Below are 23,401 nucleotides of genomic sequence, written 5' to 3' on the forward strand. Positions count from 1 at the left end.
GGCTCCACCAGTCCCAATCCCACGGAAACGATTTAGGTGCACATGCTTTAGCTGCGTGCTTTGATGACTTGCAACAGCGGCAAAACGGCCGACATGTCCGGCCCCTGGCTTTGGCCGGTCAACGCTTTGCGCAGCGGCATGAACAGACCACGCCCTTTGCGACCAGTGGCCTCTTTCACGGCTTTGGTCCAGATTCCCCAGGTATCCCCGTCAAACGGCCCTTCGGGCAACAGGGCCATGGCTTCGGCGACAAACTCTTTGTCTTCGTCGTCGATCACCGGATCAGCACCGTTGGCGAAAAGGTCCCACCATTTGGCAAGATCTTTGCGGGTGGTGATGTTTTCACGGGTGACGTTCCAGAACTGTTCCGCCAACGCCGCAGGCACGCCAGCGGCAGCGACATCATCCGCCACATCCGCAAGCGGCAATTCGTGCAGTATGCGCGCGGTCAGGGGGTACAGATCCTGCTCATCAAACTTGGTCGGAGCCGAGCCGAAATGGCTGAGTTCAAAGTGTTCAGCAACCTCTGCAACCGAACCGCGCAACTCAACTGCGTCGCTTGACCCCAAACCAGCCATCAACGACAGCAACGCCATCGGCTCAACCCCGGCTTCGCGCAGATCGCGCAACGACAGGGTGCCCAGACGTTTCGACAATGCTTCGCCTTGTGGTCCGGTCAGCAATGAGTGGTGCGCAAAGGTCGGCACCGTGCCGCCCAAAGCTTCGATGATTTGAATCTGTGTGGCCGTATTGGTCACATGGTCTGATCCACGCACAACATGGGTGACGCCAAAGTCGATATCATCACACACGGACGCAGGCGTATAGAGAAACTGCCCATCGCCACGGATCAGCACCGGGTCCGAAACCGACGCGGCATCAAGCGACAAATCCCCCAGGATACCATCCGTCCATTCAATGCGCTTCTGGTCCAGCTTGAACCGCCAGTGACCATTGCCACGGTCGGCCCGCAGTGCCTCTTTTTCGGCCTCCGACAGGTTCAGCGCCGCGCGGTCATAGACCGGCGGGTTGCCCATATTAAGCTGCTTTTTGCGCTTCAGGTCCAACTCGGTCGGGGTCTCAAAGCATTCATACAGACGGCCATTGTCACGCAGCTGTTGCGCCGCTTCTTCATAACGATCCAGACGGTCCGACTGACGCTCCATCCGGTCCCACGTCAGGCCCAGCCATTCCAGATCCTGCTGGATCGCATCCACATATTCCTGCTTGGAACGCTCAGGATCGGTGTCGTCGATCCGCAGAATAAAAGTGCCGCCAGCCTTGCGCGCGATGAGATAGTTCATCAACGCGGTGCGAAGGTTGCCAACATGGATAAAGCCCGTGGGAGAGGGCGCAAAACGAGTCGTGGTCATAGGAGTCTCCTGTTGCGGCCTGCCATCCCACACAATCGCGCGCTTGTCCAGAAAAGCAGGCGAATTGGCGCATATTTGCCGGGCAACTCTGTTGTCGGCCTGCCGCGCCCTCTGTTTGGGGGCCTTCACAACAAGGTGAGTAAAATTGCTTTCAGCCGATGCGTCCTATCTGGTCAGATACGCCGCAGCAAAAGGAGCCCCCTCATGTCCCTGAAAACACCCCATATCAATCGCCGCAATCTTTTGCTGGGGGCCGCGGCAACCCCTTTTGTGATGGCCAGCGCCTCTCCGGCTTTGGCGGCGGCCGACATGATGGGGATCGGTGCCACCCGGTTCAACCGCATGAAGCTGGGTGGTTTCGAAGTGACAACCTTGCTGGTGGGCACCCGCACCGTGGAAGGCCCGCAAAACATCTTTGGCATGAATGCCAGCGCCGAAGACTTTGCCGCCGCCTCCCAGGCCGCCAATATCCCGACCGACAAGGCGCAGTTCTTTTTCACACCAACCGTGGTTAACACCGGCAGCGAGCTGGTTCTGTTTGACACCGGACTGAACCCCGATGCCATGACCGGCGCCTTGCAGGCCGCAGACTACAGCCCCGATCAAATCGATACGGTGGTCATCACCCACATGCACGGCGATCACATCGGCGGTGTGGCGGGTGACGCAGGCGTGACGTTTGCCAATGCACGCCACGTGACCGGGTCGGCCGAGATGAACTTCTGGAAGGGAACCGAGGGCAAAAACAAGGCGTTTGAAGCCAAGGTGCGACCGAACATAGAGCGTTTCGAAATGCTGGACGACGGCGCAAGTGTCGCCCCGGGCATCACGGCCACGGCGGCCTTTGGCCATACACCCGGCCACATGGGCTATCGGCTGGAAAGCCAGGGAAAACAGCTGATGATCGCTGCCGATTTTGCCAACCACTATGTCTGGTCGCTGGCGCATCCCGATTGGGAGGTCAAGTTTGACATGGACAAATCAGCCGCCGCCGCAACCCGCAAAAAGATGCTGGATATGCTGGCCGCCGACAAAACCCCCTTCGTCGGCTATCATATGCCGTGGCCCGCCGTGGGCTATGTCGCCACACATGGCGATGGCTATCACTATGTACCCGCAAGCTATCAACTGATGCTCTGATCGGCCCTCTTTTGGCCTATAGATATCCCGGGGTGAGCTTTGTTTTTGCTTGCAAAAGCAACGCGAGGGGCAGCGCCCCTACCCCGCCCATCCTTCATGCGCCACCCAATCCAACAGCCACTCCCGGAACCGGCGCGCGGGCGGACGCAAGGCCGCGCGATCGTCATAGACCAGATGATAGGCTTCTGATCCTGCGACGCTCATTCCGGGCAAACAGGGCACCAAACCAGACCCGCGCATTGTCGCGTCACTTGCAGGGGCTCGGGCCAGCGCCACACCCTGCCCTTCCCGCGCCATCGCCATGGCCATAACCGTACTGTCGGCATAAACCATGCGCCGTTTGCCCCGCTGTACCCGCGCTTCGTCCAGAAACTGCGTCCACCCGGATCGATGCGTGCTGACCTCAATCAAAGGATGATCCAAAAGGTCCGAAGGCTGCAGGATCACCTCGGCGCAGCCCGGCAAAGCCACGGGAAACAAACGCTCTTCCAGCACCTTATCGCTTTCTGCGCCAAAGGAATGCGGGTTGCCAAAGATGATCTTCAGGTCACTGAACCCCTGATGAAAATCAGTCGCCGAATTGCCCGTGGACAGGAACACCGAAGTGCCGGGATGGGTCTTTTCAAATTCCGCAAGGCCACGCGCCAAGATCCCATGCGCAAAGATCAGGACCGATTGTACATAAAGCCCCTGCGCGCGGCTTTGGCCAAACAAGGCTTCTGTCGCGCTTTCCAAGGTCATCAAAGATTGTTGTACCGGCGGCAAATAGGCCCGCCCGGCTTCGGTCAGCGCCACGGCCTGCGCGCGACGCTCAAACAGCGGCGTCCCCAGACGGTCTTCCAGCGCTTTGATCTGCTGACTGACTGCAGCGGGTGACATATTGAGCTGTGCTGCCGCGCGCGCAAAGCTTTCGGTGCGAGCGGCGGCCTCGAACACACGCAGCCAGTTCAGGGAAGGAATGCGACTTTTCATAGTTGCAGAATAAGTAAAACTTAGCCTTCCCTGCAAGAGTTCGCGTGCTGGCCTCAGGCGCATTTCGGCTAACCTCTGCGGCACGCCACGCGAACACACAGGACCACGCGCATGATCCCCTCACTTCCTCTTGAAAATGGTCGGCCAACGGCCACGCAGATCGCCCAGTATTGGAACGATGGCTTTTTGTTTCCACTTCCGGTGATCCCGCAAGCACTCGCCGCACGCTGGCGCACCGAGTTCGAACAGATGGAAGCCGACTGGCTGACCGCAGACTTGCCGCTGCCTCTTAACATTTACAAACGGATCAACGCGCAATGTGTGATGCCGCTGGCCTCGCAAATCGGTACACACCCGGCCATTCTGGATGCGGTTGAGGCCATTTTGGGCCCGGACATCCTGATTTACGGCGTGGAGTTCTTTGTAAAGGAACCGCACACCAAGGCCCTGGTCGCCATGCATCAGGACCTCACGTATTGGGGCATGGGGGCGATTGACGGCCTGCTGACCGCATGGGTGCCTTTGTCGCCTGCGACACCGGCTTCGGGCTGTATGGATTTTGTTGCAGGTAGTCATAAACAGGCGATCCTGCCCCACGAAGACCGTGACGACGCCAACAACCTTTTGTCGCGTGGTCAGGAGGTCGCCGTTGATATTGCTGACGAGGACAAGGTCGCCATCGAACTGCATCCCGGTCAGATGTCTTTGCATCATGGGCTCACGGTTCATGGGTCCGGGCCAAACGTTTCCGATGACCGCCGGATTGCAGCCGTGATCCGCTACCTCACCCCGGATGTGGCTCAGGAACACGGCGGCGGTGACTACGCCATCCCGGTGCGCGGATCGGACACCAAAGGCAATTTCATCCATTATCAACCCGCCACCGACTGGTTTACACCCGACGATCTGGCCCGACATGACGAAATCCGCGCCCATCAGGCCAAAGTCACAATGGCGGGCGCCGCCGAAAAAGGTCTGTACGCCGCGCGAAACAAGTAGCTCGTTCACCCGCACGCGCGATAGACACCGATCGCCCGTCCCGCAAAAGACCCAGCCGCTAACCCGGCAATCACCGCAAAGACAGCGTGAAAGCCAAAGGACGTGTAAACCTCGGGCGCAATTGCCTGTGCAATGCCCCCGGCAAAATTCATCCAGAACACCACCATCAGCACGAGGAACGTAGCCCATTCCCCGGACAGTGTGACCTGACCTTGTGATTTGGACAGGACTACACCCGGCTGAAACCGGCGCCCTAGCCTCATGCCAACCAGATAGGCAAAGACAAAGGCAACCCAGATGCCGCCTCCGCCGTCCAATCCTCTGACCGCATTCAGAGACAAAACCCCGACCATTGGCATGATGTAAATCGGCCAGGTCGACACTGTGCGCTCTTTGGTGGCCTTCAGTCCGAGCCACACGAGGCACATCAATACAGGCCACACCCAAACAGGGGCGCCTGCGAGAATAGAAAACACCATCCGATCTCTCTTCAATTGCGATAACGTCACCCTTGCCATCAAGGCGATGTCGCGCCAGAACAACAGTGTTTTCGTGGACAGAGGCCCAGACTTCGTGAACGACAAAAAAGAAGAACCCCAATTGCACGACCGCCCTGTTTGGCATGTGCCCGAGCAAGCGGCCGCATATGTTATGGCCACTGGCATATTCACGACTTTGGGCCCTTTCGGCACATTTGAAATGCCGTTTTTCCTAAGAGCCGCCTATTGGGCGCTGTGCTTGGCGGCCGGTTGGGTTTTTGTCAGCGCTTCCTTGTTGTTGCTGCGCCGCCCGGGGTTCATTCACGTCAACGCGCCGGCCTTGAACTTTGCGATGGCCATTGCTTTGGCTGCCATTCCAACAGCCCTCTCGGTCATGGCAATAGAAGCCTTTTTGCGCCCTAAACCAGGGGGTATTTGGCAGCTAAAAATACTCCTTTATGTACTGCTGGTCTGCCTGATTATCGGCGGGGCGATGATCATTTACATCCGCCCCCGTCTGAACGCGCCACTGCGCATTCCAACCTACATGACGTTCCTTAAACGCCTGCCGCCTCAACTGGGCACCGAGCTGATTTCGCTCACCTCGCAAGATCACTATGTCGAAGTGACCACCGAAAAAGGGCGCGAGTTGATCCATATGCGCTTTGCCGATGCTTTGACGGAATTGCGCGATTATCCCGGTCAGCAAATCCACAGGTCGCACTGGATTGCGGCCCGTGCCTTTCAGGGGCTGACGCGGGAAAACGGCAAGGTGTTGGCCCATCTCAGCGATGGGCGCACTCTGACAGTTTCACGCAGTTTCACCGCTGCAGCGCGCGATATGACCCCACCGGCCCCCAAATCCGCACAATAAACCCAAATTCTCGCCCCTCCGCCTTTCCCTTTGTCCCCCCATTCGATAGATGATCCCGAAACCACGAATACACTCAGGATCGAACGCATGGCGATGGAAAAAACCTTTGATGCAGCCAAGGCCGAAAGCCGCCTCTACGCGGCTTGGGAAAAAGCAGGCTGCTTTACCGCAGGCGCAAACGCAAAACCCGGTGCCAGCACCTATTGCATCATGATCCCCCCGCCCAATGTGACAGGCGTTTTGCACATGGGACACGCGTTCAACAACACACTGCAGGACATCCTGATGCGCTGGAAGCGGATGCAGGGCTTTGACACGCTTTGGCAACCCGGCACCGACCACGCAGGCATCGCCACGCAGATGGTGGTAGAACGCAAGCTGGCCGAAACCCAACAGCCTTCGCGCAATGAACTGGGCCGCGAAAAATTCCTTGAGAAAGTCTGGGAATGGAAAGCCGAAAGCGGCGGCACCATTGTCAATCAGCTCAAACGCCTAGGTGCGTCCTGCGACTGGTCGCGCGAAGCGTTCACCATGTCAGGCGCGCCCGGTGCGCCCGAAGATGTGGCAGGCGGCAATTTCCACGACGCAGTGCTCAAAGTTTTTGTCGACATGTACAACAAAGGCTTCATCTATCGCGGCAAGCGTCTGGTGAACTGGGACCCGCATTTTGAAACCGCGATTTCCGATCTTGAGGTCGAAAACATCGAAGTCGCAGGCCACATGTGGCACTTCAAATACCCTCTCGCAGGGGGGGCCACCTATGAATACGTCGAGAAGGACGAAGACGGGAACATCACGCTTCAAGAGACCCGTGACTATATCTCGATCGCCACCACCCGCCCTGAAACCATGCTGGGTGATGGCGCGGTGGCTGTGCACCCATCAGACGAGCGTTACGCGCCGATCGTTGGCAAGTTGTGCGAAATCCCGGTGGGCCCGAAAGAACATCGCCGCCTGATCCCGATCATCACGGATGAGTACCCGGACAAGGATTTTGGCTCGGGTGCGGTGAAAATCACCGGCGCGCACGACTTCAACGACTATCAGGTTGCCAAGCGTGGCGGCATTCCGATGTACCGCCTGATGGACACCAGGGGCCACATGCGCAGCGATGGCGAAGACTACGCCCACGCAGCCAGCCTCGCCATGTCTGTCGCCAAAGGCGAGCGGACCCTGTCTGAGAACGAAGCCGACGCTGTGAACCTGATCCCTGATGATTTGCGCGGGCTGGACCGGTTCGAGGCACGTAAACTGGTTGTTGACCAGATCAGCTCCGAAGGTCTGGCGGTCATGACCACCCAGACCCAAAAGGACGAAGACGGCAACGAGATCGATGTTTCCGTGCCTTTTGTCGAAAACAAACCCGTCATGCAGCCCTTTGGCGACCGCTCTAAGGTGGTGATCGAACCGATGTTGACAGACCAGTGGTTTGTTGATGCGGACAAAATCGTTGGCCCGGCGCTGGATGCGGTGCGTGATGGCACCGTGAAAATCCTGCCCGAAAGCGGCGAGAAGGTATATTTTCACTGGCTGGAAAACATCGAACCGTGGTGTATCTCTCGCCAGCTGTGGTGGGGACATCAGATACCGGTTTGGTATGGTCTCAACCTTAAGGCTGATGGCGTTTATGACGATGAAGGTGACGGCGTACTTGATCTCGTGGAAATGGGGCGCCTGCTGTCAGACCAGCAGCTAGTGATTGGCGACGAGACCCACCACTGTGCGGCGTCTTTTGACGATGTGAAAACACAGTTTGCAGATGACGAAGCGCGCCTGCCAACGCCGCTGAACCATGCGACCGTGATTGAAGTGGCCGACCGCAACGAAGCGGTTCGCCAGTTTGCGGCGTCTCTGGCTGCGTATGAAGTGTCTCAGGACCCGACCAAATTGGTGTATCCGGTCTGGCGCGACCCTGATGTGCTGGACACTTGGTTCTCCTCAGGTCTCTGGCCCATCGGCACGCTTGGCTGGCCCGAGGACACTGACGCGCTGAAGAAATACTTCCCAACCTCGGACCTTGTGACCGGGCAGGACATCCTGTTCTTCTGGGTCGCGCGCATGATGATGATGCAGCTGGCCGTGGTCGATGAAATTCCGTTCGACACCGTCTATCTGCATGGCCTCGTGCGCGACGCCAAGGGCAAGAAGATGTCGAAATCCACCGGCAACGTCATGGACCCGCTCGACATCATTGACGAATACGGTGCCGACGCGCTGCGGTTTTCATCTGCTGCGATGGCAGCTTTGGGCGGCGTGCTGAAACTCGATATGCAGCGCATCGCGGGCTATCGAAACTTTGGCACCAAAATCTGGAACGCCGTGCGTTTTGCCGAAATGAACGGCGTTTACGATGGTACAAAACGGTCAAACGGGGCTCAGAGTTTTGTACAAAACGGACAAAACCCCGCAAAAGCCACAGTCAACAAGTGGATCATCGGTGAAACCGCCAAGGTGCGCGAAGAAGTTGATGCCGCCCTTGAAGCCTACCGCTTTAACGACGCCGCAAACGCTCTTTATGCCTTTGTTTGGGGTCAGGTTTGTGACTGGTACGTTGAGTTCTCCAAGCCCTTATTTGGCAGCGAAGATGAGGCCATCAAAGCCGAAACCCGCGCGACTATGGGTTGGGTTCTGGATCAATGTCTGACCCTGTTGCACCCGATTATGCCCTTCATCACCGAAGAGCTTTGGGGCGAAACCGCAAAGCGCGACAACATGCTTGTGCATCAGGACTGGCCAACCATTCAAGTTGCTGATCTTGTTGATGAAAATGCCGACCGAGAAATGAATTGGGTGATTTCAGTGATCGAAAACATCCGTTCTGCCCGTCAGCAAATGCATGTGCCTGCGGGTCTGAAAGTTCCTGTTTTGGTCAGCGAATTGGATGACACTGGCAAAGGTGCGTGGGCCCGAAATGAGGCCCTCATCATGAAGCTCGCACGCCTCGACAGCCTGACCGAGGTCACTGAATTTCCCAAAGGCTGCGCCACCGTGGCTGTGGATGGTGGAACTTTCGGCCTGCCACTGGCCGACATCATCGACGTGGACGCCGAAAAATCCCGTCTTGAAAAGACCTTAGGCAAACTCGCCAAAGAACTCGGCGGCCTGCGCGGGCGCCTCAACAACCCCAAATTCGTGGCCTCCGCCCCGGACGAAGTGGTTGAAGAAGCTCGTGGAAATCTTGCTGCCCGGGAAGAAGAAGAAGCTAAGCTCAAAGCCGCATTAGAGCGACTTGCGGAAATCGGCTAATTCCAAATTCCAAACAGATTAGGGCGCCTCACTGGCGCCCTTTTTCTTTGCCACCCAAATAGGTGCACCTTGTCGGGCTTTACTCGGCAAGGTGGCTTTCCTTCGATACACTTGCCTTATGCGACGTTCTTTCAAAAACCTTCTGGAAAGACAGATCAAAAAAGCCGAGGCCGAAGGCCAGCTTTCAAATCTTGAGGGCGCGGGGAGCCCCCTTCCCCAGCGCCATGCATTGGAGGATCCAGCCACAGCAGCTGGCCAAAGGATCATGGCGCAGGCAGGTGTGCTTCTACGCGAATTTTCCCTTAAATATCAGTTAGATAAATCTCGCAAGGTTTATCAATCCTGCACGGATGAGACAGAGCGCAAGCAACTGATGGCCAAACTTGCAGACTTGCAAATGCGTTATGAAATGGAACGAGAAGCTTATCGCAAATTCTTGGGCTAGTCTTTGAAGACAGGCGGGCGTTTTTGCAAATTGGCAGCGATCACTTCCATTTGATGGGCCTTGCCAATCAGCGTGACCTGTTCGCGGCTTTCTTCCAGCAAGACATCGGCAACCTGACCTGCGTTGGCCTCGGCATAGCCGATCAGCCGCTTGGCTGTGCGAATAGCAGAGGGGCTTTTGCCTGCGATTTCACGTGCCAGCTCCATAGCGGCTGCCTCGGGATCATCGGCCAATTCGGTTACCAATCCCCATACCTCAGCCTGCACAGCCGTAATCTGTGTGGCCGTGTAAGTCAGCTTGCGAATGACATCTGAGCGCGCCAGCATGGGCAGGATCGCCATACCGCCCATATCGGGAATCAAACCCCATTTCATTTCCATGATCGCCATTTTGGTGTCCGGCGCCGCAATGCGGATATCGGCGCCCATGGCGATCTGGAATCCGCCACCAAAGGCCACGCCTTTCAGCGCTGCGATCACCGGAACCGGAATTTTCTGCCAGACCATGGCGACTTGTTGAAACCGATTGCTGTCACCATGGGTGCGCGGCATGGCAATTTCTTCGGGATCACTGCCTGCCATGGCGGCAAAGCTCATCACGTCGAGCCCTGCGCAAAACGCCTTGCCTTCGCCTTGCAAAACAACGACGCGCACATCCGAATTGTCGATCAATCCTTCGCCAGCTTCGATGATCGCATCAATCATGGCAGGGTCCAGAGCGTTCATTTTATCACCGCGGGTCAAAGTGACAGTCGCAATGTGATCGGCAATTTCTACGGATACACGAGCCATTAGGCAATCTCCTGTGGGTCAGATTACGCACAGTGTCGTCAAACCCGACGTCTGCGTAAACCCTGACGTCAGGGCACAAGTCGCTCAACCGCCCGCATCATGCCAAGCGATTTGTCATAGACCAATGTGAGAATACGACGTCCGCTTGTGCGCGTAACGATTGTTGGTACGGACCGGGCCACGCCGGTTGCCAGAGTTGCCGCAATAAATCCTCTGCGTGACATTGTGACCATAATGTTCCCCTTTCTGAAGCATTGAGAACGATTCTCAAGTATAACTTTATTGAGAAAATTCAACCCTTGCCGTTTTAGCCCTATTCAGCCAATTTCCCCTTATGACAAACACTCGCTTTACCGCCCTCGCCCAGACCCTGCCCGCAACCGTGCCATTTGTAGGCCCCGAAGCGCAGGAACGCGCCATGGGCAAGGACTTTCGCGCACGCCTGGGAGCCAATGAGAACATCTTTGGTCCGTCCCCCAAAGCCATTGCTGCCATGCAAGACGCCTCGGACGGGATCTGGATGTATGGCGACCCGGAAAGCTATGATCTGCGCCACGCGCTGGCAGAGTTTCACGAAATCCCGCCACAGAACATCGTCGTGGGCGAAGGCATTGACGGTCTGTTGGGCTATCTTGCTCGTTTGGTGATTGAACCCGGCGATACCGTTGTTACCTCTCAAGGTGCCTACCCGACCTTCAACTACCACGTGGCAGGTTTTGGCGGGGTGCTGCATATGGTGCCGTACAAGAACGATCACGAGGACCTAGACGCCCTCATGCGCAAAGCCGCCGATGTGGATGCCAAACTGGTCTATTTCGCCAATCCGGACAATCCGATGGGCACCTGGGTTTCCGGCGACAGCATAGTTGCGGCTCTGGACAACCTGCCAGAAGACACGTTGTTGGTTCTGGATGAGGCCTATGTTGAATTTGCACCAGAAGGCACAGCTGCAGAGGTCGACATCGAAGACCCGCGTCTGATCCGTATGCGTACCTTTTCTAAGGCCTATGGCATGGCGGGTGCGCGGGTTGGATATGCGCTGGGTGCGCGCGATCTGATCCGAAACTTTGAAAAAATCCGTAACCATTTTGGCATGAACCGCGCGGCCCAGACGGCAGCCCTTGCAGCTTTGGCTGATGCGAACTGGCTGGCGGACACCAACGAAAAAGTTGTTCAGGCGCGGGCAGAAATAGATGGGATCGCGCATGCCAATGGGCTCACCACCCTGCCTTCGGCCACCAATTTCGTGGCCATCGACTGTGGGCGCGACGGCGCCTATGCCAAGGCCGTTCTGGATGGTTTGGTACAACGTGGCGTATTTGTGCGCATGCCATTTGTTGCCCCCCAAAACCGCTGTATCAGGGTCAGCTGTGGACCGTCAGAGTTCTTGCAAATTCTAGCCGATGAGATGCCCAAAGTTTTGGCGGATCTCGGCTGATTAAGGAGCCTCTCAAAGCTTTCACCTGACAATCGGCTCCAGCGCTCTATTCTTTTGAGCTGAAAGGATCGCTATGGCTCGCCCGATTAAGTCTGTTGAAAACTATACGACACCGGCACTTGTTATGGCGTGGGTCAACCTTTTTGGATTGCTGACTTTGATTTGGGTGGTATTTGGTTTCGCCGCCGCATTGTTGGCGGTCTGGGTCATCAACCGAGCAATCTCGCAGCTTGAGGCCCGAACACGGCCACACTAGGGGCCAGAAATCACTTTGGTTGCGGCATCCAGTGCGCCCGGTCCAAAAGGAATATGACACGCCTGCATGCCGGCCTGAACCGTGCTCAGCAATCCGAGCACCATATGCGCATTCACGTGCCCCATGTGGCCGAACCGGAAAAATCCATCGCCATTGGGGTCGTCCCTGGTCGACATCCCCAACCCGATACCCAGCGTGACCCCGGCATTGTCCTGCGTCCAGCGCCGCAGATTGGTGCCATGCGGTGCGCCGATCCGAAGCGCGGTTACCGCATTGCTGCGGTGGACAGCGTCGCGCACATTCAGCTCAACTGGTCCACCCTTGCCCCAGGCAATAACCGCAGCCCAAATCGCCTGTGCCAATCGTTCGTGGCGGGCAAATACGTTGTTGAGCCCTTCTTCGGCAATCATATCCAGCGCGACGCGAAGCCCATAAAGATGGTGGGTTGGGGCCGTACCCGCAAAGAACTGATAGTAAAGATCCGGGTTGGCGCGCGGTACCCAATCCCAATAGCGACTGACGCGAGGCATGTTCGCGCGGACGTTGGCGGCTTTGTCATTAAAAAACACAAAACCCAATCCGGGCGGCACCATGACGCCTTTTTGCGAAGCTGCAATCATCACATCAACGCCCATGGCGTCCATGTGAAACGGGTCACACCCCAAAGAAGCGATACAGTCGGCCATCAACAGCGCCGGATGCCCGGCTGCGTCCAACGCCGCACGCAGTTGCCCCATATCTGTTTTGATCGAGGTAGAGGTGTCCACATGCACCCCTAACACGGCCTTGATGCGGTGATCAGAATCTGCTCTGAGAGTGTCAGTAATTCGGTCAAAGTCCATCGGGCTGCGCAGACCAAAATCAATCAGCTGAACTTCGGCACCCAACCCTTCGGCCACTTCGGCCCAACCTGTCGCAAACCGCCCGGTTGCGGGCACAAGAACCCTGTCTCCCGGTGCAATCACATTAGACAGGGATGCTTCCCACACCGCATGCCCATTACCTATATAGATTGTGGCCTGATGCTGTGTGCCTGCCAAAGCTTTAAGGTCCGGGATCAGACCGTGGGTCATCTCGATCAGCTCACCTTCGTAAATGTTTGGCGAAGACCGATGCATGGCGCGCAAAACGGCCTCGGGAATGACCGACGGGCCGGGAATTGCCAGATAAGGACGACCGTTGGACAACCGCATAGAATTTTTCCTCGTTCTTATGCCAAACACTACTCGCATTCAGGCCGTCGTCAATCATTGTCAAAGCCGCAAAAAATTCCGTTTCCCAGGCTCAGGCTTTCGCGGCGGAAAACTGGACATTCCGCAGTCAAAATGCATACAGTTGCCGCTACCGGTATCCTTGCTGGCAACCACGCCCGAGCCTTGGGCAAAATGGAAAAGGTGTCCCAAATCGTGAGCGACAGCGCATCCAAGTCTTCGCCGGATAATAACGGCCTCTTTCTTTGGCTTTGGCAGAATTTCCTGGGAAAATATAAATGGTACCTCCTTCTGGCCATCGTCTTTATGGCTGTGGAAGGGTCCATGCTGGGTGCCGTCAGCTATATGATGCAACCGATGTTCGACGATGTGTTCAGTGCGGGCAGCGATACCGCCTTGTGGACAGTCGGCATAACCATACTGGCGATCTTCATAATTCGGGGTGTCACAAGCGTCGTACAAAAAGTAACGCTGACTTATATTCAGCAAAATTCTTCGGCAGATTTGCGGGTACGCATGCTGGATCGCCTCATGCAGCAAGACAGTGCCTATCACCAGACACATCCGCCGGGATATCTGATCCAACGCGTTCAATCCGATGTGCAGTCTATCAATGGCATGTGGACCGCAATGATTACCGGTGCCGGGCGTGATACCTTTGCCCTGATTGCTCTTTTGGCAGTAGCGATCAATGTCGATTGGCGGTGGACTGTGGTGGCCTTCATAGGCATTCCCGTTTTGGTCCTGCCGTCGCTTGTCGCGCAACGCTTTGTACGCCGACGCGCCCGCGAAGCCCGCGATATTGGCGCCGGTGTTTCCACCCGCCTGGACGAAGTGTTTCATGGTATTATTCCGGTGAAACTCAACCGTTTAGAAGACTACCAATCTTCAAAATTTCGATCTCTGGCAGATCAGTTGGTGCGCACCGAAGTGCGGGTGCGGATTGGCTCTGCATCGTTAACTGGGCTGGTCGATATCATGGCCGGGCTCGGGTTTCTGGCCGTTCTGGTCTATGGCGGGGGCGAGATCATCTCTGGGGAGAAAACCATTGGTCAGTTCATGAGCTTTTTCACGGCTCTGTCGATTGCCTTTGAACCATTGCGCCGACTTGGAGCGCTCAGTGGTGTCTGGCAGGTAGCTGCATCGGCCATCGAACGTATTAAGGAAATCGTTGAGGCCGAACCGACTCTGAAATCTCCTCCCAAACCCAAGGCCTCGCCCAAAGGCGTGCCCGAAGTCAAACTGCAAGACGTAAAGCTGTCTTATGGTGATGCAAAGGTTTTGCGCGGTGCGTCCTTTGTCGCCAAAGCCGGAGAAACCACCGCCATTGTCGGCGCCTCGGGTGCTGGTAAGTCAACTGTGTTCAACCTGTTGACCCGTCTTGTCGACCCGCAGTCCGGTAAGGTCACGATCAATGGCGTCGCCGTTCAACAAATGGCACTCGAAGACCTGCGCGACTTGTTTTCGGTGGTCTCGCAAGAGGCGTTGCTGTTCGATGAAAGCCTGCGGGAAAACATTCTGCTGGGGCGAGAAGACATCAGCCCGGAACGTCTGAAAGAAATCATGGATGCCGCGCATGTGTCAGACTTTGTCGATAAACTACCCGACGGTCTGGATACTCAAGTTGGCCCTCGCGGCACCAACCTGTCTGGGGGACAGCGTCAGCGTGTGGTGATTGCCCGTGCGTTGCTGCGCGATACGCCCATTCTGTTGTTAGACGAGGCCACCAGCGCGCTTGACGCGCAATCGGAGACCGTTGTGCAGGAAGCCCTAGAAAAACTGTCTAAGGGACGCACAACCCTGGTCATTGCCCACCGGCTAAGCACCGTGCGAGAGGCCGACAGGATCGTTGTCATGGATAAGGGCAAGGTTGTCGATCAAGGGCGCCACGACGAGCTTCTGGGCCGCGACGGGATCTATGCTGAATTGCACAGATTGCAGTTTAGCGCCAAAGGCGAAACGGCTGAAAAGCGCGCTCTTGAGGGTGCGGTTGTGGCGGCAAATGGCAAACTCATGAAACCCAAACGCACTTTCCTAGGTCGCTTGTTGAAACGCCTGCCCCGGATTTAATCGTTCACCGTTTGCGGTAGACCCGCGCCAACTTTTCAGGTGACGCCCCGGCGAGAAACCTCAGCTGCAGCAACATATTGCGCGCCCCTCGTCGCAACCAACCCTGCTCGTGATACCTCTCGGCGCTGGTGGTGATCCGGCAATCTAAGGCAACAAGGCACCCAGAAAGCGCCCGCGCCATCGCCACGTCTTCCATCACTGCAAATTCAGGGTATCCGCCAACGTCCTCATAAAGCTTTCGCGAGATCAGCAATCCCTGATCTCCAAAGGGCAATCCAAACACCCTCGACCTTAAGTTGGCCCATCCGGAAACCATTGCAGCCATCACACCGCCTCCCTCAAATCTCAGCTTAAAAAATCCTGCCCGGTGTTGCCCAAGATGCGCTTGAACGATGTTTGTCCATCCATCTTGCAGACATGAATCCGCGTGCAACACCAGCAGCCATTCGCCTTTGGCAACATCGCATCCTCTGCGCAATTGCGCGCCACGCGATGGCTTGGTTTCGATCACTGTAGCCCCGGCGTCCTGGGCCAAAACAACCGTTCCGTCATCTGATCCACCATCCACCACAATAAGTTCCCGGATCATGCCGGCCTGAACGCCTTCAAACAGGCCTGGCAGGCAGACCGCAAGCGCGGCTTCGGCATTCAATGTTGGGATCACAACCGACATCGGCGCACGCATTTCTCACCTCAGCCCTGTTGCATGGTCCTTTACTGTCTATATGACTGTCAGAGACAGGAACAGGACCAAGACATGACCCAGGCACGTAGTCTTTTCGAAATATCCGGCGCTGATGCTGCGCATTTCCTGCAAGGTTTGATCACCAATGACATAGCGGGCCTTGCCAACGGGATGGTCTATGCCGCTATTTTGACGCCTCAGGGCAAGTATCTGGCCGACTTCTTTCTTTCCCGCCACCGGGACGTCATCCTGATGGACGTCGCCGCAGACATAGCGCCGGGCCTCGTTGCACGGCTTGGCATGTATAAATTGCGTGCAGATGTCACAATCACTCCCAGCCCCCTGCACATGCACCGTGGCGTCGATGCCGTGCCTGAAGACGGCATGATCGACCCGCGGCACGCGGATTTGGGTTGGCGCGCCTATCGTGAGGCGCCGCAAGACAATGACACCACGGATTGGGACGCGCTACGTGTGTTGCATTGCATCCCTGAAACCAGCATTGAACTCACCCCGGACAGTTACATCCTTGAAGCGGGATTTGAGACCTTGCACGGCGTGGATTTCCGCAAAGGGTGCTATGTTGGACAAGAAGTCACCGCCCGGATGAAACACAAAACTGAGCTACGCAAAGGTCTCGTGACCGTTGCGGTGTCCGGTAATGCCCCGGTTGGCACTGCCATTTTGCGGGACGGACGAGAGGTGGGCACCTTGTTCACCCAAGCCGAAGGCCGCGGAATTGCCTATTTGCGTTTTGATCGGGCCGGGAAAGACATGTCGGCTGACGATGCCGAAATTGTCTGGGCGCCTTAGGCTTCCAAATGGGAGAATATCCCGGGGCTAGTGGCAGAACCCCTCAAGAAAAAAGGGCCCGCCAAACGGCAAGCCCTTTCAACAGTTTCGCAACCTTCAGGCGCGCTCAGAATACTCCATGGACTCTGTGTTGACCACGATGTCTTCGTCCTGCCCCACAAATGGCGGCACCATCACGCGTACACCATTGTCCAGCAACGCTGGCTTGAATGAGTTTGCAGCAGTTTGACCTTTGACCACGGGCTCGGTTTCAACAATTTTGCAGGTCACTTTTTGCGGCACCGTTGCATTCAGCGCTTCGCTTTCGTGGAATTCAACGACAATGGTCATGCCGTCCTGCAGAAATGGGCGGCGATCCCCCAAAAGTTCGGACGGAAGTTGAATCTGCTCATAGGTTTCGGTGTCCATAAAGATCAACATGCCGTCGTCTTCATAAAGGAACTGCTGATCCTTTTGCTCCAGACGCACACGCTCAACTTTATCGGCACTGCGAAAGCGTTCGTTCAGCTTTGACCCATTGCGCAGATTGCGCATTTCGACCTGAGCAAAAGCGCCGCCCTTGCCTGGCTTGACGTGGTCGACTTTGACGGCAGCCCAAAGGCCCCCGTTATGCTCCAGCACATTGCCGGGGCGAATTTCGTTTCCGTTGATTTTTGACATGTGACAAAACCCTGACAAAAGGTTGATATGAGATTGAGCAACCCTATATCTGGCCCATTGACGGGTGGCAAGATCGCCTATTTCGTGCTGCAACTGCAGAAAGATATGCGCATTTTGCATAGATGCTATGCATTTACGCCCTATCCGAATCATCTTTTAGGCGTCATAACGGGCGCCACGCCGAAAAGACAAGAGCAATAATACAAGGACGACGAGATGCGAGATTTCGTTGATGGAACGGCTTTTAATAACGAACAGGGCAACCGCGCTCGCAAGCTTTTTGCTGCAGTGGTGCTGGCTGCCTTGGATGACGCTATTGCCGATGATAAAAAATACGGCAATGGGCCGGAACAAATTGCCCGCTGGGCCCGTTCGCGCGATGGCCGCGAAGTGCTGAGCTGTGCTGGAATTGACCCCAACGAACGTGTTGTCGAGGGGCTGATGGATTTTGTCGGCAAAGGTGTGCGCACCTCTGTTGCGCTGTCTCGCGAAGAAAGCGAACGACGCAATGCTGCACAACAGGCTGAAGCTGCCTGAACGGTTAAGCCCGATCCAAACGTGAAAAAGGCGCGCCGCAATGGCGCGCCTTTTCGTTTTCAATCAAAGTCCGGCGAACCGGCCCTTATTCTAGCTCGTGGGCGGCCAGCGCACGATGAATTTCACGTCGTACAAGTTTGCGCACATTTCGTGTGATGCGTTCACCCAAAGCACCCTGCAATTCCTGGCGAACAATTTCCCCGACAAGATCGCGCATCATCGCCTCGTCTAGAAACGCCGTATCATCAGGGTCAAAGCCTTCCATTTCGGGGGCAATCGCCTCTTCAAAGGATTCTTCTGTAAAATCATTGGTCTCTGTGTCGCCTTGAACAGAGTGCTCGCCGGGCAAGTCGGTCGCACCGACGTCCATCTCGCGATCACCCCGGTCATGCAGATTTACATCAGTTGCATGTCGAAAGCTGCCCGGAATAAACATCGGGATAACTTGTTCCGCCTCTTCCGTATGACCGTCCTCGGGCAAGTCTTCGGCAACTGCGCTCTCTTCAATCGCAGCAGAGCTGTCGCTCTCCCACATTGTCTCTTCGTCTTCAGCGGCTGAAAGCTCAAGGTTTTCCTCAAACTCAGGCGTGTCTTCTTCACTGATCTCGATAAACGGCGCGTCGAACTCTTCAAGAGGCTCAATCTCGGCCTCAAGGGTGAGAGGCGTTTCGTCGTCATCTGACGTTGCAGACGCCCCCCAACTCAAAGCGCTTACATCGGTACCGGCATAGTCGCTGTCGCCAGCGGCGTCCGGCTCGTAAGGGGGCTGGTCCACCGCTCCGATGTGCCCCCACTGAACAATGCGGGAATCGAGTACCTGTGCGTCAGACAGGGCTATACCCTCGTCATCGTCAAAATCTTCCAAGGCCTCTTCGGCAGAGTCTTCAACAGCCTCCACCGCTTCAATGCTCTCAACCTCAGTAGCCTCATCAGGATCGCCAGAATCGTCATCAAAGAAAACGACGGCCTCGGCAGATAACATATCTTCACGCTCGTCTGTGTCTTCCCATGTTTCCTCGACGGAAGTGTCCGCCTGATAGTGGGTCTCGTTGTCCTCTACTTCGTGGTCAGCTTCGTCTTCAGCTGTACCTTCAAAGGAGGCGTCGTCATGTTGCCAGGATTCGGAGTTTTCTTCTGCGGCTTCTTCAACATCTTCATCAAAATGTGCCTCGTCCAACTCAGACTCATCTTTGACTTCGGATACGCGCAACGCGGGTGTCAGCATCAAACGATCAGCAGGCTCGTGTGCGGGCTCGGCATCAGGTTGCTCGACAGGCACAGGATTCACATGCCCCGCACGGCTGTTTTCAGAAACCAGCCGTCGGATTGATGTCAAAACATCTTCAATTTCTACATTGGTCACAGGATCAGACATGATAAAATACTACTCCAGCCTCGCCCAGAGTCTACCCGTTCGGGAAATTTCGCACAACAGATAGCGAAAATTGTCACTCTTTACCGAGTGCACGCAAAACCTTGTCCAGTTTTTTGCCGCGTTCACTGAGCAGCGCCGGCGCATCTTTGACCGCATCGTAGTAGGCCAACGGATCATATCGTTCGACCTTCAAATTCAGGTGCTCGGTGGTCAAAAGCCCCATTGAGGCCAACAATGCAAAGGCGGCCGTAAACTGCGACGTCTGCGCTGTAATCCGGCTGGCTTCGGCATCAAGCAGCGCCTGCTCTGCGATCAGAACATCCAATGTGGTCCGCGCGCCCAGCTTCGCTTCTTCGCGGACACCTTCAAATGCGATTCGGGCAGCTTCGACCTGACGCCCGGTTGCTGAGAGCTGGGCTTTGGCTGACGCCAACGCGGCCCAGGCATTACCTGCGTTCTGTCGGGTTGTATGGCGCACAACATGCAAATTGGCGCGCTGAGCGTCTCGCTGTGCCATTGCCTGACGCAGAATCGAACTTAGTTGCCCACCGCGATAAATCGGGCCACCAAGAGTAAGGCCAATGGTGCCAGCGTGGTTGTAGTAACTATGATTTAGATCTTCTTGCACAGCATAGTTGCCGTCCAATGTAACCCTCGGGCCCAGCGCGGATTCTGCCGCGTCTACATTGTACTCGGCCGTCGAGATATCATATTTAGCGCGGGTCATCGATGGATGCGACCGGATCGCCACGGCTTTGGCATTTTCCATAGAAGTTGGGCCACGAGGAAGCGTGCGTGGCGCCACAAGACGCCCAGGACGGTGGCCGATCGCCGCTGAGTAGAACTCTTGCGATTGCATGAGATCACCTTGCGCACGCGCCAAATCCGCGCGCCCGCCGGCCAGACTCGCTTCTGCTTGCGCCACATCCGTTCGGGTGACTTCCCCCACTTCAAATCGATCCTTGGCAGCTTGTAACTCGCGTTCGACCAAGCGCAGATTGTTTTGACGCAGTTCGACAATTTGGGTGTCACGAACAACATTCATAAACGCCTGAACGGCATCCAGCAGGACACTTTGCTCGACGACGATCAAAGATTGTCGCGTCGACAATACCGTTTCTTTTGCGGCGGCAATCAGGTTGCGCGACTGCCCGTTGTCATACAGCAGAATTTGAAGAGTGATTCCAATACTGGCGGTGCTGGTATCAATGGTTGTGCCCAAGCCAGCGCTGGCCAGCGACGCACTTGTGCCAAATGAATTGCTGATGGACCCGTACCAATTCAAAATGGGCCTTAGCGATGCATAGGTCTGAGCCACACCTTCGTCTGCCGCCCGCAACAAAGCACGATTTTGCTCTAAGAGACCGCTGTGTTCATAGGCGCTGGCCATGGCATCCGCCAAGTTTTCCGCGACTGCGGCAACAGGCATTGCAAACGACAGCGAAAGGGCCAAGGCACCTGACCGTAAGGATTTCAACATTCGCAGAGCCATCTAGATTTCTCCCTCACACCAAGTTGGCCCAGCAACTGGCCGGTACTTACCTTACAACGAAAAGGCGCTACGCTTTTCAAAGCCGGGAAGAATCGGAGCGCCGCCGTTAAAGGCAAATCTCCAGTTCAGCTCGCCGTCGATCATATAGCCGATTCTCACGGTCCCCAAAGCGCCTTCGACACTAAGACATACGATGCGCCCGCCGTCTTTCAACTGGGACGACAATTTTTCCGGCAAGACCCCTACGGCACCCTGAATGGTGATAACATCATAAGGGCCGTGATCAGCGGCACCTTCGGCCAAAGGGCCTTCGTGCATGATCACGTTGTCAGCGCCGTTTTCAGAAAGAATTGTCTGCGCCTCGGTGACACGGTCCGCATCATCCTCGACGGCGACAACAGCTTCGGCCATGCGGGCAATCACGGCTGCGGAATAGCCAAGACCACAGCCAATATCCAACACCAGTTCGTCTTTCTGAATATCCACCGCATCCAGCATCTTTGCCAAGGTACGTGGATCCAGAATCACACGCCCAGCCTCCAGGGTCACATGTTCGCCCACATAAGCCGCATCCCGTTTGTCGCGAGGCACATAGGCTTCGCGAGGAATAGTCAGCATCGATTCGATCACAGTAAACTTGGTCACATCCGAGGGACGCACCTGGGTGTCGACCATGGTTGTGCGAAGGGTTGAATAGTCAGTCATTCTAAACTCATTCGTTCGGACTCGGGGTTGAGGACTGTCTTGCCACAGAACCAGCGCCTCGGCAACGTCTGCAATCGCGCTTTTCCGCTGCTTCCCCTATTGCAGCCCTGCGACAGATCGGCTAAGCCCTGCCAACACCACGGATGGCGAGTTGGCGGAGTGGTGACGCAGCGGATTGCAAATCCGTGTACACCGGTTCGATTCCGGTACTCGCCTCCAATAAAAACAAGCACTTAGCTTAGTTTTTCAGCTCAAAATCATCATACACACCTGATACACACTTTTGACGTTGTGCTGCTGTGTTTTTTGCTGGGTTGAATCACTGTGTTGAACACAGTGTTTTGCGATGCTGGCGCAAACACAGTGCTTTGCAAGACTTTGTTTGAACACGAGATTCGAAAAGAAGTCGTACAGCAAGAACCTCCAACAGCTTCCAAACTCAAGCTTTCGTTTTGAACGGCACGAAGTAGCATGCCAACAATTGTGACCTGCATTGCTGCGCACTGTAGATCAAACGTCCGATCAGCCCTTATAGTGATTTCGGCCCTTTGCGGCCATTGATCGCTACCACCCGCCGCTGCGGTGCGGCCCGTCGATCCGGACTTTCGCTGCGCGTGCGAAATCTAAGAGCACACGAATTTACAGTCTGCGGGACCTAGCAACCGTTAAAGTGCGATGGACCGACCTAAATGAAAAAGGCCGGCCCGTAGGTCACGATTTTGTTTGGACTATTCTTCCTGTTCGCTAACCCTTGCGGATTTCCACCTTGGCGGTTTCCTGTTTCTTAGGTGCCACCTTTGGGATGGTGATGGTCAAAACACCGTCTTTTAGTTGGGCGTCCACCTTTTCGCCCTGCGCGTCCGGGGGCAAACGAAAGGAGCGGCTGAAGGAGCCGTATTGCCGTTCGGAGAAAAACCAAGTTTCTCCCTTCTCCTCGCGCTCGGTCCGCTTCTCACCCTTAAGCAAAACAACACCATCTTCGACGCTCAGGTGGATGTCATCTTCCTCCACTCCGGGCAACTCTACTGCAATCCGGTACGCGTCGTCATTCCCGGCCGCTTCGGAAGCTGGCGCTAACCATTCCGCTACCCGCTCACTCATTTGACGGAAGGGATCATAGAGAGACGGCCAAAAGCCACTAGTGTGAGATTTTTCAACCATATCCTAACTCCTTTTGCTAAATATTCGACTGCAAGAATATGTCATTCCCTTTTGAATATCTTTGACGCTGATCAACTTTTGCCAAACAGATCTGTCCGGCCTTGTAAGTGCGTATTCCAAGCCAAATTTTATCGAACTGCCCCGGGCTCTTTCAAGTCGTTCACCGAGCAGGAAGCGAAGGACAGATATGACCTTTCCCACCTAAGAGTTGTGTGGTTCTCTTTTGTTCGCAATCGAATTGAACGCAGCAACGTGCATAGGCGTAATATACAACGTTCCCGCGACTTCTACTGCCTGACTGTCAGTAACCACCAATACTCGCTTGGTCTCAGGGCATTCAATCTCGGTGTCAGGATCAACCTCGACGATCTTTATTTGGCCGAACATGACCTCGGTCCTCCTTTCGATCTGTTCGTTTCGGCCCTACAGTTGGCCAATGAAGCTGGGATTATACTTGTTCATTTTCAATGCTGGCAAGACGCGCCACTGGCAGGCTATCCTAAAATGTGGATGACCTTTTGGGCTTGAAGAAGACCTTCTCTGCACACTGCACCGATGGCTGCCATGCGGGACTCTTCATCCGCTAAAGCGGCGAGCTTGAAAGCTGAATCATGGGATTCCCATTTGGTTTGATTTGTGATTCATCCTGATTGGGAGGATGTTTTATGTCAGCAGCGCT

The 23,401-nt window shown here is 55.6% G+C and carries 22 protein-coding genes and 1 tRNA gene; 11 read left to right on the forward strand and 12 right to left on the reverse strand.

Going from position 1 to position 23,401, the window contains the following annotated elements; all coding sequences use genetic code 11:
• Positions 1-47: 47 nt before the first annotated feature.
• Positions 48-1,373, reverse strand: a complete 1,326-nt coding sequence (gltX, locus tag BUC32_RS06540; protein WP_073250843.1) for a glutamate--tRNA ligase — start codon at positions 1,371-1,373, stop codon at positions 48-50.
• 204 nt (positions 1,374-1,577) lie between these two features.
• Here gltX and BUC32_RS06545 point away from each other — a divergent pair, with 204 nt between their 5' ends.
• Positions 1,578-2,513 (forward strand): MBL fold metallo-hydrolase, encoded by a 936-nt coding sequence (locus BUC32_RS06545; protein ID WP_073250845.1) that lies wholly within the window; start codon positions 1,578-1,580, stop codon positions 2,511-2,513.
• 78 nt (positions 2,514-2,591) lie between these two features.
• Here BUC32_RS06545 and BUC32_RS06550 read toward each other — a convergent pair whose 3' ends face one another.
• Complete coding sequence (locus BUC32_RS06550; protein ID WP_073250847.1) at positions 2,592-3,485, reverse strand: LysR substrate-binding domain-containing protein; 894 nt, start codon at positions 3,483-3,485, stop codon at positions 2,592-2,594.
• Between the two features lie 111 nt (positions 3,486-3,596).
• On the opposite strand from BUC32_RS06550, the gene BUC32_RS06555 reads away from it, so the two are divergent.
• Entirely contained in the window at positions 3,597-4,484 is an 888-nt protein-coding gene (locus BUC32_RS06555; protein WP_073250849.1) for a phytanoyl-CoA dioxygenase family protein, read from the forward strand.
• Between the two features lie 5 nt (positions 4,485-4,489).
• Here the strand turns inward: BUC32_RS06555 and BUC32_RS06560 are convergent, their stop codons facing one another.
• Complete coding sequence (locus tag BUC32_RS06560; protein ID WP_073250851.1) at positions 4,490-4,963, reverse strand: hypothetical protein; 474 nt, start codon at positions 4,961-4,963, stop codon at positions 4,490-4,492.
• A gap of 94 nt (positions 4,964-5,057) precedes the next feature.
• Between BUC32_RS06560 and BUC32_RS06565 the strand changes: the two genes are divergently transcribed.
• The 3 genes from BUC32_RS06565 to BUC32_RS06575 all read left to right on the forward strand — a co-directional run bounded on the left by BUC32_RS06565 (position 5,058) and on the right by BUC32_RS06575 (position 9,528).
• The gene (locus BUC32_RS06565; protein ID WP_175556905.1) at positions 5,058-5,837 is read left to right on the forward strand and encodes a LytTR family DNA-binding domain-containing protein; all 780 of its coding nucleotides are present in this window, start codon (positions 5,058-5,060) and stop codon (positions 5,835-5,837) included.
• Between the two features lie 87 nt (positions 5,838-5,924).
• Positions 5,925-9,083 carry a valine--tRNA ligase gene (locus BUC32_RS06570; protein ID WP_073250854.1) on the forward strand — a complete coding sequence of 1,053 codons (3,159 nt, stop codon included), beginning with the start codon at positions 5,925-5,927 and terminating at the stop codon, positions 9,081-9,083.
• Positions 9,084-9,201: 118 nt separating this feature from the next.
• A complete protein-coding gene (locus BUC32_RS06575) occupies positions 9,202-9,528 on the forward strand; it encodes a DnaJ family domain-containing protein (protein WP_073250857.1) in 327 nt (108 codons plus the stop codon).
• Here BUC32_RS06575 and BUC32_RS06580 read toward each other — a convergent pair.
• Together BUC32_RS06580 and BUC32_RS06585 are read right to left on the reverse strand one after the other, a co-directional pair.
• Positions 9,525-10,319 carry a crotonase/enoyl-CoA hydratase family protein gene (locus tag BUC32_RS06580; RefSeq protein ID WP_073250859.1) on the reverse strand — a complete coding sequence of 265 codons (795 nt, stop codon included), beginning with the start codon at positions 10,317-10,319 and terminating at the stop codon, positions 9,525-9,527. The genes BUC32_RS06575 and BUC32_RS06580 overlap by 4 nt on opposite strands.
• 68 nt (positions 10,320-10,387) lie before the next feature.
• On the reverse strand, positions 10,388-10,552 hold the full coding sequence (locus BUC32_RS06585; protein WP_073250861.1) for a Tat pathway signal protein: 165 nt from the start codon (positions 10,550-10,552) through the stop codon (positions 10,388-10,390).
• A 101-nt stretch (positions 10,553-10,653) separates the two neighbouring features.
• Between BUC32_RS06585 and BUC32_RS06590 the strand changes: the two genes are divergently transcribed.
• Positions 10,654-11,757, forward strand: a complete 1,104-nt coding sequence (locus tag BUC32_RS06590) for a pyridoxal phosphate-dependent aminotransferase (protein ID WP_073250863.1) — start codon at positions 10,654-10,656, stop codon at positions 11,755-11,757.
• A 73-nt stretch (positions 11,758-11,830) separates the two neighbouring features.
• A complete protein-coding gene (locus tag BUC32_RS06595) occupies positions 11,831-12,013 on the forward strand; it encodes a hypothetical protein (protein ID WP_073250865.1) in 183 nt (60 codons plus the stop codon).
• On the opposite strand, the gene BUC32_RS06600 is transcribed toward BUC32_RS06595, so the two are convergent.
• On the reverse strand, positions 12,010-13,206 hold the full coding sequence (locus tag BUC32_RS06600; protein ID WP_073250867.1) for a pyridoxal-phosphate-dependent aminotransferase family protein: 1,197 nt from the start codon (positions 13,204-13,206) through the stop codon (positions 12,010-12,012). The genes BUC32_RS06595 and BUC32_RS06600 overlap by 4 nt on opposite strands.
• Positions 13,207-13,398: 192 nt before the next feature.
• On the opposite strand from BUC32_RS06600, the gene BUC32_RS06605 reads away from it, so the two are divergent.
• On the forward strand, positions 13,399-15,294 hold the full coding sequence (locus BUC32_RS06605) for an ABC transporter ATP-binding protein (RefSeq protein ID WP_083599266.1): 1,896 nt from the start codon (positions 13,399-13,401) through the stop codon (positions 15,292-15,294).
• A gap of 4 nt (positions 15,295-15,298) precedes the next feature.
• Here BUC32_RS06605 and BUC32_RS06610 read toward each other — a convergent pair whose 3' ends face one another.
• On the reverse strand, positions 15,299-15,979 hold the full coding sequence (locus BUC32_RS06610; RefSeq protein ID WP_073250869.1) for a TIGR04283 family arsenosugar biosynthesis glycosyltransferase: 681 nt from the start codon (positions 15,977-15,979) through the stop codon (positions 15,299-15,301).
• 72 nt (positions 15,980-16,051) lie between these two features.
• Between BUC32_RS06610 and ygfZ the strand changes: the two genes are divergently transcribed.
• Positions 16,052-16,792, forward strand: coding sequence for a CAF17-like 4Fe-4S cluster assembly/insertion protein YgfZ (ygfZ, locus tag BUC32_RS06615; RefSeq protein ID WP_073250871.1), 741 nt, complete (start codon positions 16,052-16,054; stop codon positions 16,790-16,792).
• Positions 16,793-16,888: 96 nt separating this feature from the next.
• On the opposite strand, the gene efp is transcribed toward ygfZ, so the two are convergent.
• Positions 16,889-17,452, reverse strand: coding sequence for an elongation factor P (efp, locus tag BUC32_RS06620; protein ID WP_073250919.1), 564 nt, complete (start codon positions 17,450-17,452; stop codon positions 16,889-16,891).
• A gap of 216 nt (positions 17,453-17,668) precedes the next feature.
• On the opposite strand from efp, the gene BUC32_RS06625 reads away from it, so the two are divergent.
• A complete protein-coding gene (locus tag BUC32_RS06625; protein ID WP_073250873.1) occupies positions 17,669-17,989 on the forward strand; it encodes a DUF6280 family protein in 321 nt (106 codons plus the stop codon).
• An 85-nt stretch (positions 17,990-18,074) separates the two neighbouring features.
• On the opposite strand, the gene BUC32_RS06630 is transcribed toward BUC32_RS06625, so the two are convergent.
• The 3 genes from BUC32_RS06630 to BUC32_RS06640 all read right to left on the reverse strand — a co-directional run bounded on the left by BUC32_RS06630 (position 18,075) and on the right by BUC32_RS06640 (position 21,561).
• Positions 18,075-19,364 (reverse strand): hypothetical protein, encoded by a 1,290-nt coding sequence (locus tag BUC32_RS06630; RefSeq protein WP_073250875.1) that lies wholly within the window; start codon positions 19,362-19,364, stop codon positions 18,075-18,077.
• Between the two features lie 73 nt (positions 19,365-19,437).
• Positions 19,438-20,856 (reverse strand): TolC family outer membrane protein, encoded by a 1,419-nt coding sequence (locus BUC32_RS06635; RefSeq protein WP_073250876.1) that lies wholly within the window; start codon positions 20,854-20,856, stop codon positions 19,438-19,440.
• A 51-nt stretch (positions 20,857-20,907) separates the two neighbouring features.
• Positions 20,908-21,561: a protein-L-isoaspartate O-methyltransferase family protein gene (locus BUC32_RS06640; protein ID WP_073250878.1), complete on the reverse strand. Its 654-nt coding sequence runs from the start codon at positions 21,559-21,561 to the stop codon at positions 20,908-20,910.
• A 145-nt stretch (positions 21,562-21,706) separates the two neighbouring features.
• On the opposite strand from BUC32_RS06640, the gene BUC32_RS06645 reads away from it, so the two are divergent.
• Positions 21,707-21,780, forward strand: a tRNA-Cys gene (locus tag BUC32_RS06645).
• Between the two features lie 525 nt (positions 21,781-22,305).
• On the opposite strand, the gene BUC32_RS06650 is transcribed toward BUC32_RS06645, so the two are convergent.
• On the reverse strand, positions 22,306-22,722 hold the full coding sequence (locus tag BUC32_RS06650; RefSeq protein ID WP_073250880.1) for an Hsp20/alpha crystallin family protein: 417 nt from the start codon (positions 22,720-22,722) through the stop codon (positions 22,306-22,308).
• Positions 22,723-23,401: the final 679 nt, after the last annotated feature.

Source organism: Shimia gijangensis (assembly GCF_900142085.1).
Taxonomy (GTDB): domain Bacteria; phylum Pseudomonadota; class Alphaproteobacteria; order Rhodobacterales; family Rhodobacteraceae; genus Shimia; species Shimia gijangensis.